Annotated in this window: 12 protein-coding genes; 6 read left to right on the plus strand and 6 right to left on the minus strand. The window is 59.0% G+C overall.

The genetic code is table 11. The annotated features are described in order from the left end of the window. The first annotated feature begins 63 nt into the window (after window positions 1-63). The 3 genes from IWX87_RS18095 (at window position 64) to IWX87_RS18105 (ending at window position 3,071) form a co-directional block, all read left to right on the plus strand. Window positions 64-1,287, plus strand: a complete 1,224-nt coding sequence (locus IWX87_RS18095; protein ID WP_196864909.1) for a LysM peptidoglycan-binding domain-containing protein — start codon at window positions 64-66, stop codon at window positions 1,285-1,287. Between the two features lie 92 nt (window positions 1,288-1,379). Then, entirely contained in the window at window positions 1,380-2,531 is a 1,152-nt protein-coding gene (gene dprA, locus IWX87_RS18100) for a DNA-processing protein DprA (RefSeq protein ID WP_196864910.1), read from the plus strand. A gap of 24 nt (window positions 2,532-2,555) precedes the next feature. Beyond that, window positions 2,556-3,071, plus strand: a complete 516-nt coding sequence (locus IWX87_RS18105; protein WP_196864911.1) for a DUF494 domain-containing protein — start codon at window positions 2,556-2,558, stop codon at window positions 3,069-3,071. A 101-nt stretch (window positions 3,072-3,172) separates the two neighbouring features. Here IWX87_RS18105 and IWX87_RS18110 read toward each other — a convergent pair whose 3' ends face one another. The 5 genes from IWX87_RS18110 to IWX87_RS18130 form a co-directional block, all read right to left on the minus strand. Next, window positions 3,173-5,407: a DUF1631 family protein gene (locus IWX87_RS18110; RefSeq protein ID WP_370583954.1), complete on the minus strand. Its 2,235-nt coding sequence runs from the start codon at window positions 5,405-5,407 to the stop codon at window positions 3,173-3,175. 104 nt (window positions 5,408-5,511) lie between these two features. After that, window positions 5,512-6,465, minus strand: a complete 954-nt coding sequence (gene secF / locus IWX87_RS18115) for a protein translocase subunit SecF (protein ID WP_196864913.1) — start codon at window positions 6,463-6,465, stop codon at window positions 5,512-5,514. A gap of 46 nt (window positions 6,466-6,511) precedes the next feature. Then, complete coding sequence (secD, locus tag IWX87_RS18120; protein WP_196864914.1) at window positions 6,512-8,389, minus strand: protein translocase subunit SecD; 1,878 nt, start codon at window positions 8,387-8,389, stop codon at window positions 6,512-6,514. Between the two features lie 91 nt (window positions 8,390-8,480). Beyond that, a complete protein-coding gene (gene yajC / locus IWX87_RS18125; RefSeq protein ID WP_196864915.1) occupies window positions 8,481-8,825 on the minus strand; it encodes a preprotein translocase subunit YajC in 345 nt (114 codons plus the stop codon). 209 nt (window positions 8,826-9,034) lie between these two features. Then, window positions 9,035-12,655, minus strand: coding sequence for an indolepyruvate ferredoxin oxidoreductase family protein (locus IWX87_RS18130; RefSeq protein ID WP_196864916.1), 3,621 nt, complete (start codon window positions 12,653-12,655; stop codon window positions 9,035-9,037). A gap of 185 nt (window positions 12,656-12,840) precedes the next feature. On the opposite strand from IWX87_RS18130, the gene IWX87_RS18135 reads away from it, so the two are divergent. From IWX87_RS18135 to IWX87_RS18145, 3 genes are all read left to right on the plus strand, one after another. After that, on the plus strand, window positions 12,841-13,341 hold the full coding sequence (locus IWX87_RS18135) for an Lrp/AsnC family transcriptional regulator (RefSeq protein WP_196864917.1): 501 nt from the start codon (window positions 12,841-12,843) through the stop codon (window positions 13,339-13,341). A gap of 305 nt (window positions 13,342-13,646) precedes the next feature. Further along, complete coding sequence (locus IWX87_RS18140; protein WP_231374905.1) at window positions 13,647-14,222, plus strand: 3'-5' exonuclease; 576 nt, start codon at window positions 13,647-13,649, stop codon at window positions 14,220-14,222. A gap of 15 nt (window positions 14,223-14,237) precedes the next feature. Then, complete coding sequence (locus tag IWX87_RS18145; protein ID WP_196864918.1) at window positions 14,238-15,977, plus strand: hypothetical protein; 1,740 nt, start codon at window positions 14,238-14,240, stop codon at window positions 15,975-15,977. A gap of 120 nt (window positions 15,978-16,097) precedes the next feature. Here the strand turns inward: IWX87_RS18145 and IWX87_RS18150 are convergent. Beyond that, window positions 16,098-16,273, minus strand: a 176-nt coding sequence (locus IWX87_RS18150) for an IS4 family transposase (RefSeq protein WP_304609492.1), incomplete at its 5' end; no start/stop codon positions are given.

Genomic DNA, 16,273 nt, shown 5'->3' on the forward strand with positions numbered 1-16,273 from the left:
GCATTGCAATATGCGTAAAATTGTATCTAAAAGTATAAATATCCCGTCCTAACAAGCTTCAAGATGCATACAACTTTTGGTCGTTTCCGCCCTATTTCAGGGGTCGCTGCTGTCCTGCTGTGCCTGTCGGCCAGTCTGCAGGCCCAGAACTTTCCCATCACGCCATCCCAGCAGGCCACAGCCGCACAGGTGGCCCGGACCGGCATTCCCCTGACTGACCTGAGGCCGAATGCGCCTGACAGCTACACCATCAAGTCAGGTGACACCTTGTGGGCCATATCGGGCCTTTTCCTCAAAAGTCCATGGCGCTGGCCCGAACTCTGGGGCATGAACCTGGAAGACATCCGCAATCCGCACCGCATTTATCCAGGCCAGCAGCTGTACCTGGACAAGCGCGATGGCCGGGCAACCCTGCGCACCCGTCGGGCGGTCAGTGATGGCGCACCGATGGGTACCGTCCGGGTGTCGCCGCGTACACGTTACGAGTCGCTGGCCGATGCCTCGATTCCCACGCTGGCGCCCCAAGCCATCGAGCCCTTCCTGGCCGAACCCCTGATTGTCGATGAGCTGAGCTTTTCCCGGGCACCGCGCATCGTCGCCACCCAGGAAGGCCGGGTATTGCTCAGCCGTGGCGACCGTGCCTACGCGCTGGGAAGTTATGTGGGCGGCGATAGTTCAGGCCAATCGCTGAGCGACGGCAAGGGCGAGCCGCTGGATTACCGGGTCTTTCGCAACGCCACGCCGCTGAAAGACCCGACGACCCAGGAAATCCTTGGTTATGAAGCGCACTATGTTGGCAAGGCTGAATTGATACGCGGCGAATCCAGTGTCCAGAATCCGGACAAGGACGGCAAATTACAGACCGAACGGGTGCCGGCCACCATCGACATCGTGGCCGCCAAGGAAGAAATGCGGGTTGGCGACCGCCTGATTGCCGAACCGCCCCGCGAGTTGCGCAGCTATGTGCCGCGCGCCCCTTCTTCGCCCATGGCGGGGCAGATCGTCTCGGTCTATGGCAACGCCGTAGCCTGGGCTTCGGAAAACCAGATCGTGGTGATCAACCGGGGAAGCCTCGACGGTCTGGAGCGCGGCCATGTGATGGCCGTCCTGAAAGACGGCGAGCGTCTGCCGGACAAAACCGACAGCGCCCGGCCGGACATCAAGCTGCCCAACGAGCGCAGCGGCTTGCTGATGGTGTTTCGCACCTTCGACCGGCTGTCGTATGCGCTGATCCTGCAGGCGACGGACGGCATCAAGGTCGGCGACCGTTTCACCAACCCCGATTGAACGGCTTGCAACCGGTCCCCGGCGCGCCCATGGCACTTCCCATGCGCGCCAGGGCGCCGGCCTGACAGGCTCTGCGCTGAAAGATGACAACCATGGATCCCGAAGAACTCAGGGCCTGGCTGCGGCTGGCGCTCACACCTGGCGTGGGCAACACCACGGCGCGCAAATTGCTGGTGGCTTTCGGCTCGGTGCAGGCCATCTTCGAGCAAAGCAGCGCCACCTTGAAACAACTCGGCTCCGAAAAGCTGGCGAGCATTCTACGCAGCGAACCATCCGGCCTGGCAGCCCAGCAGCAAACCACGATCGACTGGCTCACAGCCGGAGACGACCGGTACATCGCAGTGCTGGGCGACCCGGCCTATCCACCGGCCCTGCTCAACATCGAAGACCCGCCTTTTATGCTTTATATGCTGGGTACGCTTGCCAGTACTGCATCTTCAGCTACTGAAAAAATAGCAAACAGCGTGGCAATCGTCGGCAGCCGAAATCCCACACCGCAGGGCGAAGGCAATGCCCGGCAGTTTGCCAAAGCGTTTGGCAGCGCCGGCATCTGCGTGGTGTCAGGACTGGCCCTGGGTATTGACGGCGCGGCCCACGATGGTGCGATGCTTGGTGGCGGCGAGACGATTGCCGTGGTGGGCACCGGGCTGGACCGGGTCTATCCCAAGCGGCATCTGGACCTGGCGCACCGCATTGCCCGGCAGGGCATGATCATCAGCGAATTCCCGCTCGGAACGCCGCCGCTGACGGCCAATTTTCCCAGACGCAACCGCATCATTTCCGGCCTGAGCCGGGGAACGCTGGTGGTCGAGGCGGCGCTGCAATCGGGCTCGCTGATCACTGCCCGGCTGGCGGCCGAGCAGGGCAAGGAAGTCTTTGCCATTCCCGGCTCGATCCATTCGCCGCAGTCGCGCGGCTGCCATGCCCTGATCAAGCAGGGCGCCAAGCTGGTGGAAGTGGCGCAGGATGTGCTCGAAGAATTGCGGTTTCTCCCTGCCGCTTTCAGTGCATCGCCTGCTGCCCCGCAAGCGCTGTCCGAAGAAGATGAGGCGGATGAAGCCGCTGGTGTCCACCACAATCCGCTGCTGACGGCGCTGGGATTCGATGCGGTCAGCCTGGATGCGCTGCAGGCCCGTACCGGACTGGACACTGCCCATTTGCAGGCCGGATTGCTCGAACTTGAACTCGACGGACAGGTCGCGCGACTGCCGGGTGGACTGTTTCAGCGTATGGCGGTGAGCTGAGCTTATCTGCGTTATATTGAATGCATGTTTGAAGTTCTGGTCTACGTTTACGAAAATTATTGGCAAGGCGCAGCCTGCCCGGAAATCGACAGGCTGGGACGCAAACTGATCGCGGCAGGTTTTGAAGCCGAGGAAATCCAGGAAGCACTCGTCTGGCTTGAAGGGCTGAACATTGCTGCAAAGGGCACGCAAGTCGATGCGCCAGACAGCCCATCCGGCGAAGAATCAGATAGCAGTGTCTCGCCTGCGCGCATGCAGGCACAGGCTAGCAACAGCCTGCGCATCTACTCTGTTGCCGAACAAACGCACCTGGGCGCGCAAAGTCTGGGATTTGTCTGCTTTCTTGAAACCTCTGGCATATTGCCGCCTCACATGCGCGAAATCGTGATGGACCGGGCCATGGCGGCTCCCGGCGATCCTGTGTCGCTAGATGACCTGAAGATCATCATTCTCATGGTGTACTGGAGCTTCGGCGAGGAGCCGGACGCGCTGGTGCTTGACGAATTGTGTGACGACACCGAAGGCCGCCTCGCGCATTGAACTTGAATCTGGCAGCTCTTGCCTACACAGGATGACCACCTTACCAGCGCCGCAACTGATCTGCACTGCGGCCTGAACAGCCCGGCGGACAATTGCACAAATTACTCGAACAACCGTTCAGGATTGGCGTCGAGCTTGGCCAGTGCATTGCGCGTAGCCCGCACCGTCAGCGCCTCCTCTTCCCTGGGCACCAGCAGCCTGGCCTGCAGGTAGGCTGCCAGCCGGCGCATCTGTATCAAAAAGCTGCGGCCATCGGCTGCAGCGAACAGATGCAACTGTTTGCGCTCGCTACACCAGGCGAACTGCACATGGCTTATTTTTCCGTTGTGGTCAAGATTGAACCAACTGCCCGGCTGCAGTTCCCTGGCCCAGGCCAGCATATCGTCTGTCGGCTGGCTGCCACCGTTGGCAATCACTTCGATATGGGCCGAATCGATTCCGATCATTGTCACCAGACTATCGGCGTCCAGCGGAAGGTCGCCCACATCATGCTCCGAGAGATAGTCTTCGAGGTTGGTCAGGCGTCTGGCCATGGCGTCGATCTTTTCAGACGAAATCGCATCGGTCTTCGACATGAAGGCGTCCGCCATGGTATCGCTGATGGTCTTTAGCTGGACATTCTGCGCCGCCAGGCCCAGTCCGAGCAGGGTCATGCCCTGGCGCAGAAGCTGCAACTGCCTGGGCAGCGCGGCAATCACACGCGATCGCTCGCTGCGGTCTGGCTTGGCGCTTGCCGACCAGACCAGATCGGCTGCAGCCTGTTTGAACAGCAGGGTTTGCGCATGCTGCGGGCCATTTTTCATCGCGGCAATTGCCAGGACCTCAGCCCAGATCCTGAACAGGAATTCACGTATCTCTTCGCGAACCGGCATGTCATCGAGCATGGTGCGCATTTCGATGGTGTACTGAACAGTCATCGTTTCCTTTTGCTCCAGCTGCTGAGCCAGACTGACCGCCCGCGCCACGCTGCCCTGCTCAGCAAAAAAGCGAGACAAAAACTTGTCGAATTCTTCATACACCAGCTGAAATACGCGGCGTCCTGTTTCCGGATACTGTTCGATGACTTGCACGACGCGCTTGATTTCAAGCTCCAGCAGGTCACCCTCGACGGTCACATCGAAACCCAGCGCGCACGATCCCATGCGGTCAATCAACTGGCGTGCCGGGTGTTCCAGCGAACTGAAAAACTCCGGCTCGGCAACCGCTACCCGAAGAACCGGCATTTGCAGGCGTGCAAACCACACCCGAATCTGGGGCGCGATACGGTCTTCAGCCAGAATGCTCTGGAACATCAGGGCAACGATTTCAATCGTGGCTTTTTCCGCGGAACTGGAAGCTGCTTTTTTCAGCATGCTGGTCCGCTGGCGCAGTTCCTGAAGTGCCTGGTCTACCTGCGTGCGGGCAAAGCCCAAGCCCGACTGGAAGGATTGTCGGAAACTGCCCTGAAACGCTTCTTGAGCCTGCTGCTGTTGAAGGCGGTCCATGGCGTTCGCCAGTTGCGGAGAAGCCTGGTGCGGGCGAGGCTGATCAAACCCATCGACACGGCGCACGAGCAATTGCTTGAGGTGTCCGAGCACACCCTGTGCCCTCATCCGCACGCGGGCAAGCGGCGTGGCAAGGCCGGCCATATCAGCGCCTTCGGTTGGCATCGTCCTGCCCGGCACAAAGGCATTTCGGTTGTTCAAAATGTCGGCGGAACTCTCTTTTTCCAAAGTGTCATCACTTTTCGCAACACTGGCGGCCCTGACAGTATTCACGGCAGAAGGCGTTCGCCTGACCAGGGGCCGCAGGTCGATTTCGACCATGACACCGCGTTCGATCAAAAACGCATTGGTCGCATGGTAGATCTCCAGCATCCAGGCGGCCATGTTTTTGTGGATGATGTCCTGGCCCAGAAGCCATGCCGATTGCGGCAGGCCCGCCAGCGTCCATTGTTCGACCACGTGCTGCGCAACCACTTCCGGCCGGAACAGGTCCTGCCGGTTTAATTCGGACAGGCCTTCCAGGCTTTGTATGCGAAGGCGCAGATCATTGAGTTCCCAGCTCGAAAAATCAAGCATCCGCAGGGCCAGACGCGAGGCAAGAATACGGTGTTCGACAGTCTCGTTGCCGACCAGTTGCATTTCTCCAGATTCCAGCAGAGCTGACGCTGTTGTCTTGGAAGACGGGGAGTATGGCTTGCGCACGGCGCCAACGACGCCTTTAATCCATGCATGGCTGTTGTTCTGATAGAGACGAAAGGCGTCTTGCAGGTCTTGCATTTCCCGTGCATTGCCTGGCCGAAGCGCCAGTTCGGACAGCAAGTCGCCAATCGTCTTGGCGAGCCCGGGAAGCATCTGCACCACACGCTCGGCGAACAAGGTGCGCGCCTGTCCGGCAAGAAAACTTTGCGGCGGATTCGAGGACGGCACGGCTGGTTGTGACGCGTTGTCGAATCGGACTAGACCATTGCGCCCGAATTGGGATCATTCGGGTCTTCGTCTTTTTTCGACGGTCCCTTGATCAGGTCTTCGCGCTTGATGCCCAGCCACATGGCAATGGCCGCAGCCACGAACACCGAGGAGTAAATGCCGAACAAAATACCGATCGTCAGCGCCAGGGCGAAATAAAACAGCGTCGGGCCACCAAACAGCAGCATGGACAGCACCATGATCTGCGTCGAGCCGTGGGTGATGATGGTTCGGCTGATCGTGGAGGTGATGGCGTTGTTGATGATCTCCTCGGTGTTCATCTTGCGGTAGCGACGAAAGTTTTCGCGGATGCGGTCAAAAATCACCACCGATTCGTTCACCGAATAACCCAGCACAGCCAGAACGGCGGCCAGCACGGCCAATGAGAATTCCCATTGGAAAAAGGCAAAAAATCCGAGAATGATGATCACATCATGCAAATTGGCGATGATGGCGGCGACGGCATACTTCCACTCAAACCGGAACGCCAGGTAAACCATGATGCCGAACACCACCATGGCCAGCGCCTTGAGACCGTCCTGCGCAAGCTCTTCCCCAACCTGCGGACCCACAAACTCCGTGCGTCGCAGTGTTGCGTCAGGGCTGACGGCCTTCAGTGCGGTGATCACCGTATCACTCTGTTGCGCCGTGCTGACGCCTTTTTGCGCCGGCAAACGGATCATCACGTCGCGTGATGTACCAAAACTCTGCACCTGCACATCGTTCAGGCCCAGTTTGGACACCGTATCGCGGATCTTGCCCACATCGGCGGCCTGCGTGTAGTTCACCTCCATCAAGGTGCCGCCGGTGAACTCGACTGACAGGTGCAACCCGCGCGAGAACAGGAAAAATACAGCCAGCGCAAAAGTGGCAAAGCTGACGGCGTTGAAGGCCAGCGCATACCGCATGAACGGAATGTCGCGCCGGATTTTGAAAAATTCCATCTGGGGTCCTTGGGAAGCGGCTCAGGGGCTCAGGAAAAGGAGGTGGTCATGACTTGGCAAGCGCGCCGTCCGACGCAGGGCGCCAGATCGTACCGATCGACACCGCCTTGAGCTTTTTTTGCCGACCGTACCAAAGGTTGACCAGGCCGCGCGAGAAGAATACGGCGGAGAACATGCTGGTCAGGATACCGATGCAATGCACCACGGCAAAGCCGCGCACCGGTCCCGAGCCAAAGGCAAGCAAGGCCAGGCCGGCGATCAGGGTCGAGATGTTCGAGTCCAGAATCGTCGCCCAGGCCCGTTCGTAACCTGAATGAATGGCGGCCTGTGGCGAGGCACCGCCGCGCAGTTCCTCGCGGATGCGCTCATTGATCAGCACGTTCGAATCAATCGCCATGCCCAGCGCCAGCGCCATGGCCGCCATGCCCGGCAGGGTCAGGGTAGCCTGCAGCATCGACAGCACCGCCACCAGCAGCAGCAGGTTGACCGCCAGCGCAATGCCCGAGAACAGGCCGAACAGCATGTAATAGGTCGCCATGAATGCCACGATCACGGCAAAGCCCCAGGACACGCTTTGAAAGCCCTTGGCGATATTTTCAGCGCCCAGCGTCGGGCCAATCGTGCGTTCTTCAATGATGTCCATGGGCGCAGCCAGTGAGCCGGCGCGCAACAGCAGCGCCAGGTCGCTGGCTTCAGCCACGCTCATGGAGCCTGAAATCTGGAAGCGGTTGCCCAGCTCACCCTGGATGACCGGGGCGGTCAGCACTTCACCCTTGCCTTTTTCAAACAGCAGGATCGCCATGCGCTTCTTGAGGTTCTCGCGGCTGGTGTCGCGCATGATGCGGCCGCCCTTGGCATCGACCGTCAGGTCAACCTTGGGTTGCTGGTTCTGCGAGTCAAAGCCTGGCTGGGCATCGGTCAGGTTTTCGCCGGTCAGGATGACCTGCTTCTTGACGATCACCGCCTGGCCGTTGCGCTCAAAAAAGCGCTCGGCGCCAAACGGCACCGGGCCGTTGTTGTTTTCAGCGGCGCGGGCTTCCGCACTGTCTTCGACCAGGCGCATCTCCAGCGTGGCGGTACGGCCCAGGATGTCCTTGGCCTTGGCCGTGTCCTGCACACCTGGCAACTGCACCACGATGCGGTCGATGCCCTGCTGCTGGATCACCGGCTCGGCCACGCCGAGTTCATTGATCCGGTTGTGCAGCGTCACCATGTTCTGCTTGAGCGCCTGGTCCTGGATGCGGCGTGCGGCGTCAGTTTTGATGGAGGCGGTCAGCTTGTAGTCGGTGCCATCGGGCGCTTCGGCCATCTGCAGATCGGGAATCTGGTCCTGAATCAGGTTTTTAGCCGATTGCAGGGCAGCGGTGTCGCGAAAGCGAATTTCGATGGATTGGCCATTGCGGGCGATACCGCTGTGCCGGATGTTCTTTTCGCGCAGCGACAGGCGAATGTCGCCGGCCAGCGATTCAGCGCGCTTGGTCAGTGCCGCCTGCATGTCCACCTGCAGCATGAAATGCACACCACCGCGCAAATCCAGTCCAAGATACATCGGATTGGCATTGAGCGAGGTCAGCCACGCTGGCGAGCGCGACAGCAGGTTCAGTGCGACCACATAGGGTGAGTTTTCAGGATCAGGCGCCAGTGCTTTCTGGATTGCGTCTTTGGCCTTGAGCTGGGTGTCGGTGCTGCTGAAGCGGGCCTTGATGGAACCGGCTTCCAATGTGATGGCGTCGGCTGTGATGCTGGCATCCTTCAGCGCCTGCTCAACCCTGGCCAATACAGCCGTGTCCACCTTGAAGGAAGACTTGCTGCTGGAAACCTGCACCGCAGGGGATTCGCCGAAAAAATTGGGCAGTGTATAAAGCGCTGCAATCAGCAACACCACCGCCATGATGGCGTACTTCCAGGCCGGATAACGATTCATGAGAAGACTGTTCCTGGTGAACGGAAAACAAAAGGCTCACTGGACGGTCCAGTGTTGCTGGCTGTACCGTCCTGCCTGCTGCAGTATTGCCTTATTTGGCGCTGCTGATGGCGCCCTTGGGCAATACCTGGACGATGGCGCTGCGCTGCAACTGCACCTCGATGCCGGAAGCAATTTCCAGCGTGAGATAGCCTTCGCCCAAGCGGGTGACCCGGCCCAGCAGCCCACCAGCCGTCGCGACTTCGTCGCCTTTGGCCAGGGCCTCAATCATGGTGCGGTGTTCTTTTTGCTTGCGCATCTGTGGGCGGATCATCACGAAATACAGCACCACGAACATCAGCACCAGCGGCAGCATGCCCGTCAGGGTGGACATCATGTCGCTGCCACCGGCTGCAGCAGCAGGGGCAGTCTGGGCAAAAGCTGAAGAAATAAACACGGCTGACTCCACATTTTTAAAGGAACACTGACAATCGCCCAGGCCAGAAGGGCCGGAGCATGAACGGGTGGATTGTATGCGGCGTGGCGCAAGGGCTGAATTCAACTCCGGCGTGTGCGGCTATTTTGCCCAGTCCCTGGCGGGTTGCTGCCTGAAACACATTGCCTTAAAAACGCAACGCGCCCAAGGCAGCAACCCGCCGCGCCAAGTCAGGCCGCCACGGCTTCCCGAACCCGCTCGGGCTGGCGAAACGCCTGCATGAGCGCTTCCCATTGCGGCCGGGCAGCAGCCAGATGGCGGGCCTTGACATGGCCATAGCCCTTGATCAGTTCAGGTATCCGGGCGATTTCCACCGCCGTCGCATGGTTTTCCAGGCTCAGGCTGGCCAGTATTTCTTCAACGCTTGCCCGGTACTCGGCAATCAGCGCACGTTCTTCCTTGCGCTCTTCACTGCGGCCAAACACATCGAACGGTGTGCCGCGCACACCCTTGAGCTTGGCCAGCAGCTTGAAACCGGTCAGCATCCAGGGGCCGAATTGCTGCTTTTGCAGTTCGCCCTTGTCGTTTTGCTTCGCCAACAGCGGTGGCGCCAGATGGTAGTTGAGCTTGAAGTCGCCTTCGAACATGGCGTTGACCTTGTTCAGGAAACCGCTGTCCGTGTGCAGCCGCGCCACCTCGTACTCGTCCTTATAGGCCATGAGCTTGAAGAGGTAACGCGTCACTGCCTCGGTCAGCGTGGTTTTGCCCAGTGGCGCCTCTATTGCGCGCACTTTTTCTACGAAGGCCTGGTAGGTCTGTGCATACGCCGCATTCTGGTAAGCCGTCAGGAAAGCCACCCGCTTGGTCAGCATTTCGGTCTGCGATGGCTTTTTGACGAATTCAATCACTTGCGCCGCCTTGAACATCGCCTGCACAGACGCCAGGTCATGCGCGCAGCGACGGCCCCATTCAAACGCCGCCTTGTTGTTGTCCACCTGCACCGCGTTGAGCTCGATGGCCCGCATCAGCGCCGCATGCGACAGCGGCACCCGGCCTTTTTGCCAGGCAAAGCCCAAGATCAGCGGATTGGTGTAGATCGAGTCGCCAATCAGCTGCACCGCGACCTGTTCGGCATCGAAACTGGCCAGGCCTTCTGCGCCCACCGCCGCCTGCACCGCGCTTTCGCAGTTGCCGCCCGGAAATTGCCAGCCGGGATTGGTCACAAACGCTGCCGTCGGCGCGCCGTGCGAGTTCATGGCGACAAACGTGCGGCCCGGCTGCATGGTGGCCAGCGTGTACGGGCTGGCGGTGACGATCGGGTCGCAGCCGATCACCAGGTCGGCCTTGGCGGTATCGACCTTGGTGGTGTAGATCGACTCCGGCCGGTTGGCAATCTGGATATGGCTCCAGGTCGCGCCGCCCTTTTGCGCCAGGCCGCCCGCGTCCTGCGTCACCACGCCCTTGCCTTCCAGGTGCGCGGCCATGCCCAGCAACTGGCCGATGGTGATGACGCCGGTGCCGCCAACGCCGCCCACCACGATGCCCCAGGCCTTCTCGGCCACCGGCAACACCGGCTCGGGAATCGGGCTCAAGCTGGACAGGTCGCCTTTCTTTTCTTTCTTGGGCTTTTTAAGTTGCCCGCCTTCAACGGTCACGAAGCTCGGGCAAAAACCCTTGACGCAGGAGTAGTCCTTGTTGCAGGTGTTCTGGTTGATGCGGCGCTTGCGGCCGAATTCGGTTTCCAGCGGCTCGACCGACAGGCAGTTGGACTGCACCGAGCAGTCGCCGCAGCCTTCGCACACCAGTTCGTTGATGACGACACGCTTGGCCGGATCCACCAGCGTGCCGCGCTTGCGGCGGCGGCGTTTTTCCGTGGCGCAGGTCTGGTCGTAAATGATGGCCGTGCAGCCCTTGAGCTCGCGGAACTCGCGCTGGAGCTTGTCAAGTTCATCGCGGTGAAACACCTCAACGCCCGGCGGCAAGTCGTTAAGCAGCTCGGTGTGGCTGGCGCGCGCAGCGCTGGTGTCCTGGGTGTGCGTGCGGCCGTGGTATTTCTCGGGCTCGTCGGTGACCACGATCAGCTTGACCACGCCCTCGGCGCGCAGGCTGTGCGCAATTTGCGCCACCGAATGGCCTTCAGGGCGCTCGCCGACCTGCTGGCCGCCCGTCATGGCGACCGCGTCGTTGTACAGAATCTTGTAGGTGATGTTGACGCCAGCGGCAATGCTCTGGCGAATCGCCAGCAGGCCGCTGTGAAAGTAGGTGCCGTCGCCCAGGTTGGCAAACACATGCGCGTCGGTGGTGAAAGGCGCCTGGCCAATCCAGCTCACGCCCTCGCCGCCCATCTGCGTGAAGGTCGAGGTGCTGCGGTCCATCCAGGTCGCCATGTAGTGGCAGCCAATGCCGGCCACGGCGCGCGAACCTTCGGGCACGCGCGTGCTGGTGTTGTGCGGGCAGCCGCTGCAAAACCACGGCGCGCGTTCGCCGGTGTCCAGCTTGGTTTCAATGAGTGCGCGTTCGCGGGCGTCAATCACCGCCAGCCTTGAATCCATGCGGGCCACGATGTCGGCGGACACGCCCAGCTTCTTCAGGCGTTTGGCAATCGCCTTGGCAATGATCGCCGGCGTCAGGTCGGCCTTGGCGCGCAACAGCCAGTTGTCGCTCGGGTTGGCGCGACCCCATTCGCCGCCCGACTGGTCGCCTTCGGGTTCGTCGAACTTGCCGAGCACATTGGGCCGAACATCGGCGCGCCAGTTGTAGAGTTCTTCCTTGATCTGGTACTCGATGACTTGGCGCTTTTCCTCAACCACCAAAATTTCCTGCAGCCCCTGCGCAAAGTCGCGGGTGATGGTGGCCTCCAGCGGCCAGACCACGTTGACCTTGTGCAGCCGGATGCCCAGCTGGTGGCAGGTGTCTTCGTCCAGGCCCAGGTCGCTCAGCGCCTGGCGCGTGTCGTTGAAGGCCTTGCCACTGGCAATCAGGCCGAAGCGGTCGTTCGGCCCGGAAATGACGTTGTAGTTGAGCTTGTTGGCGCGCACATAGGCCAGCGCGGCATACCATTTGTAATCCATCAGCCGCGCTTCCTGCTCCAGCGGCGCGTCGGGCCAGCGAATGTGCAGGCCGCCCGGCGGCATCTGGAAGTCCTCGGGAATGATGATCTTCACGCGGTCCGGGTCCACCGACACCGAACTCGACGATTCCACGACTTCCTGGATCGTCTTCATGCCCGACCAGACGCCCGAAAAGCGGCTCATGGCAAACGCATGCAGCCCCATGTCGAGGATTTCCTGCACGCTCGATGGAAAGAACACCGGCAGGCCGCAGGCCTTGAAGATGTGGTCGCTCTGGTGCGGCGCGGTCGAGCTTTTGGAAATATGGTCGTCACCGGCAATCGCGATGACGCCACCATGCTTCGCCGTGCCGGCCATGTTGGCATGCTTGAACACGTCCGAGCAGCGGTCCACGCCCGGCCCCTTGCCGTACCAGATGCCGAACACGCCGTCGAACTTTTTGCTTTGCGGGTACAGGTCGAGCTGCTGCGTGCCCCAGACGGCGGTGGCGCCAAGTTCTTCGTTCACGCCGGGCTGGAAGACGATGTTTTGCGCCGCCAGATGCTTTTTGGCCGCCCACAGCGCCTGGTCGTAGCCGCCCAGCGGCGAACCCCGGTAGCCGCTGATGAAGCCACCGGTATTCAAACCGTCGATGGCGTCACGCGTGCGCTGCAGCATCGGCAGGCGGACCAGCGCCTGCACGCCGCTCATGAAGGCGCGGCCATGGCCAATCGAATATTTGTCGTCGAGCGTGACGGTTTCCAGCGCTTTGCGGATGTGCTCGGGCAGCGGTGCATTCATGGTGTTTGTCTCCGAAGGGTTGTCGTGACCTGCCTTGTGGGCAGATGGTTTTGCCAGCATCAAGCCCGGTCAGGCCAGCGCTTTGCCTTTAGGCAAAAGTGTATGTCCCGCCTTGTGATATGTCTTTGCTTTTTTTGCCTGATTTGGCGAGTCTCGCGAAAGATTCTTGCTGCAAAATACGAAAAATGGAAACATTGGACAAGTTTGACATCGCCATCCTGAACGAGTTGCAGCGCGAGGCCCGCCTGACCAACACAGAACTGGCGTCGCGCGTGGGCCTGTCAGCCGCGCCCTGCTGGCGGCGCGTGCGGGCGCTTGAAGACGCCGGCTTCATCACCGGCTACCGCGCCGAGATCAACCGGAACAAGATCGGCCTGGGCGTGCTGGCCTTTGTGCGGCTGGACGCGGCGCGCAACAGCGGTGACGTGCTGCAGTCGCTGGAAGAAGCGATTCGCAAGATTCCGGAAGTGGTGAGTTGCCACTACATCAGCGGCACCGGCACGTTTGAATTGCAGGTGGTCAGCCGCGACCTGAACAGCTTCAGCCAGTTCGCTAGAGACGTGCTGATCAACCTGCCGAATGTGAAAGACCTGCACACCAGCTTTTCGCTCGGCGAGGTGAAAGCCAGCGGCGCGCTGCCGCTGGATCACTTGTTGCAAAATGACGCGAAAAAATCTCTGAAATAGGGTGCTTGTTCAGGCTGATGCTGGGTTTATTGCTATGGTTTATGCAGCATATGGGTATTGCAACTGCTCCTACCGGTTTTGCCGGCGCTCAGACGGCTGTCACGCACACGGCAACCATGTTTTGCCACGTTACTCAGCCCTGCCTTGTAAAGCGGATGGTGATGCGGCTTCTGAGATAGGCAACGTGAACATTCCTTTCAATAAATCCGCACACAACTCGACGACAGAAGCCACTTTGGCCGCATGATCGCCTGCTACCCAGTGTTAAGAAAAACTGAACAACAAGACAGGGCGGTGGCGGCGACATGGCGACTCTTATTCCCACGACAGGAACCACTTCATTCGATACCACGGGCAAGCGCTGGCTGGCTGAGCGGTTGGGGCAAAGGCTCAGTGACTATTCGCTGTGGCACACCGTGCGGGTTGGCCTAAAGCAACCCGTCAGCTGCGGACGCGACGGGCAAGCCCCCATCCTCAACAAACTGCCCACCCAGCGCGACGAAGCATTTGCCATCGCCGACCACTTGGCCAGCGCCCAGAAAAAGGGATTCGTCTGGGGCGACATGGTGATGCCGTACCTCGACTGGGCCACCATGGACCTGTGCGCCAGCGCCCTGGCCCAACGCAAGCTGCCGCACCGCGTGCGCAAACGCAGCGGCGACTACAACCTCGGCGCAGACGCCATCCAGGTCATGACCATGAAGGTCAGCAAAGGCCTGGAATTCCCTGTGGTGGCGCTACCCGGCGTGGGGCACATGCCTGCGCCGGGCGAGGACGAGAAGGAAGCGGCGCGGGTGTTTTATATGGCGGCGACGAGGGCTACGCAGAGGTTGGTGATGGGGGGTGTGGGGGATTGGTGGGTTTGGGCGTACGTTAAATGAAAGATTGTCAGAAAAATGAAAATTGAACCGATAAGCAATCTGCTGTTTGAAAATAATCTTAAGTATCCAACTCTCGCGATACTTCAACCAACAATGACGCCTTATACAGCGCTACTGGTACAACCAGAAGCCACTATTCAGGTGCGTGACGATTTCATTCGCAATGCAGATCGCATGAACGCACAAAAATTGTTCACTGCAATTGCGCAAGAAGCTAGTGCACGTTCAGTTGAATTACTGGTCACGCCCGAATACAGCTTCCCATGGATCGCAATAGAAGAGCTTCTTTCTAACGGTACTACCCCGAGCACGGGCCAGCTCTGGGTATTGGGTTGTGAAAGTTTGCCAATTGCGGAACTTCATGGTCTTCAGACTCGATTCTCAAAATGGGCGGAAGTGATCCACGAGCAAATAGTTCGACCACAAGGAGCTACCACCCGCTACCTAAACCCAATGGTTTACATTTTTCGAACTGAAACGATCGATACGAACGCCCCAAAAGTCGTCATGGTCGTCCAGTTCAAGACAGCCCCGTCTGGTGACCCGCAGAACATAGAAGCAACTCGCATGGCGTTAGGAAATGCCGTATACCTTTTCGAACACGGAAATGAAGTTCGACTAATTACGCTCATTTGCTCAGACGCCTTAGCATTCAGCAAAAAGGACATAGACGATAACTACGAGCATCTCCTTCTATTGCACATCCAATTAAACGATAAGCCCAGACATGAAACCTACATGCGCTATAGGCGACAACTCTATGAATTGGAAGGTGACAGGACTGAAGTGATTTGTTTGAACTGGGCAGAAAACATTACGTTTGACCTGCATGATGGAAGCGCACCAGTCAAAAAAGCAAACATTAGCGCATCGGCGTGGCACTCGAAATCTGCCAAGCTCGCTACTGACGATGTCCATGTGGAAAAGAACCACCTCAATGGGCTGTATTACACGCACGATGACGAACAGCACAGTCATATGCTTCATTTCAGCTATAAGCCGGCGGCATTTCTACTGCAAGCATCAAAGGTTCGTCATCACGCTGTAGCCGCGGCCTTGTCCCGACGCCTTGGCCCGGAAGTGACAAAGGTTCTTGGATGGGATGCAGCTATTGCAGCGTGGACTGAGGCGACGAAACCGCTAGACGATGGCTTCAATGCGATGACCGAGGCCTATGGTGCCCCGATTACTCGTTTAAATACTTGTCATGAAGTTAGCCCACTGGCAATCGAACGCATTTCCTGCATTGCAAGCGGCGACTTTGGACCTAGGCAAGATTGGTTCAAAGCAAGTACCTTGTCTACTACTCGTCTGGAGCCTAGAACCGAAGTCGTTCGACGTGTATCTGTTGCCATGGACCCCGACGGCAAAACATTTAGGGATGAGCGTGTCCGAACCATTCGTGCCCTCGTAAGAATTCCGAATGCATCGCTACCCTTGCCAATGCGAATGATGGATTTGCAATCAGGCTACCAATTCAATTGGAGCGCGACGTCACCCAATTGCAATGTACGGTCGATTGATGCCGATAAGCCCGCAACACTTGTATATGCAGGAGACGGGCCGCTAAATGAAGATCTTTCAAGGCTTCTCGCAAAAATTAGGGCGACGACATCCAACACCCCGCTTGCTGACCGGTTTTGTCTTCTATACCGGGATGGCCAAGATGTGAAACGATTTGATCCACCACTAGACCGATCAATCACAGGTGCCGACGCCCACCCAGGGAAAAATTTTATGGAGCCTGAAAAATGATCACTGCGGATACCCTTGGCAATCAGGTGGGAGCAAAATTTGCAAATGTAAAACATGTATCCAAGGAGGTTGTACGAGGCGAGCGGACGGACTCGACGGGGCGTCCCTATGCCCATTTCGTTATACACAAGTCCCCTGAGCCTGAAGCTCGCGTGAGAACCTGATGCCGGCGGCAAAGTCCAAAATGCGCTGCATGCCCAACCAGATGGTTTTCACGCCCGGCTCACCATCACCCGTGCGCGCTAGAAAGCCACCGAGTCTGGCAACCAAGCGCACCACCTCGTTGAGCGTGGGCG

The organism is Polaromonas sp. CG_9.7, assembly GCF_015752205.1.
GTDB lineage: Bacteria > Pseudomonadota > Gammaproteobacteria > Burkholderiales > Burkholderiaceae_C > Polaromonas.

What these genes read in the sequence shown, in the direction of transcription:
- secF (WP_196864913.1), bottom strand. Translation starts at nt 6,465, where the DNA reads ATGGAATTTTTCAAAATCCGGCGCGACATTCCGTTCATGCGGTATGCG.
- dprA (WP_196864910.1), top strand. Translation starts at nt 1,380, where the DNA reads ATGGATCCCGAAGAACTCAGGGCCTGGCTGCGGCTGGCGCTCACACCT.
- IWX87_RS18105 (WP_196864911.1), top strand. Translation starts at nt 2,556, where the DNA reads ATGTTTGAAGTTCTGGTCTACGTTTACGAAAATTATTGGCAAGGCGCA.
- IWX87_RS18130 (WP_196864916.1), bottom strand. Translation starts at nt 12,655, where the DNA reads ATGAATGCACCGCTGCCCGAGCACATCCGCAAAGCGCTGGAAACCGTC.
- IWX87_RS18110 (WP_370583954.1), bottom strand. Translation starts at nt 5,407, where the DNA reads ATGCTTCCCGGGCTCGCCAAGACGATTGGCGACTTGCTGTCCGAACTG.
- IWX87_RS18135 (WP_196864917.1), top strand. Translation starts at nt 12,841, where the DNA reads ATGGAAACATTGGACAAGTTTGACATCGCCATCCTGAACGAGTTGCAG.
- IWX87_RS18140 (WP_231374905.1), top strand. Translation starts at nt 13,647, where the DNA reads ATGGCGACTCTTATTCCCACGACAGGAACCACTTCATTCGATACCACG.
- secD (WP_196864914.1), bottom strand. Translation starts at nt 8,389, where the DNA reads ATGAATCGTTATCCGGCCTGGAAGTACGCCATCATGGCGGTGGTGTTG.
- IWX87_RS18095 (WP_196864909.1), top strand. Translation starts at nt 64, where the DNA reads ATGCATACAACTTTTGGTCGTTTCCGCCCTATTTCAGGGGTCGCTGCT.
- IWX87_RS18145 (WP_196864918.1), top strand. Translation starts at nt 14,238, where the DNA reads ATGAAAATTGAACCGATAAGCAATCTGCTGTTTGAAAATAATCTTAAG.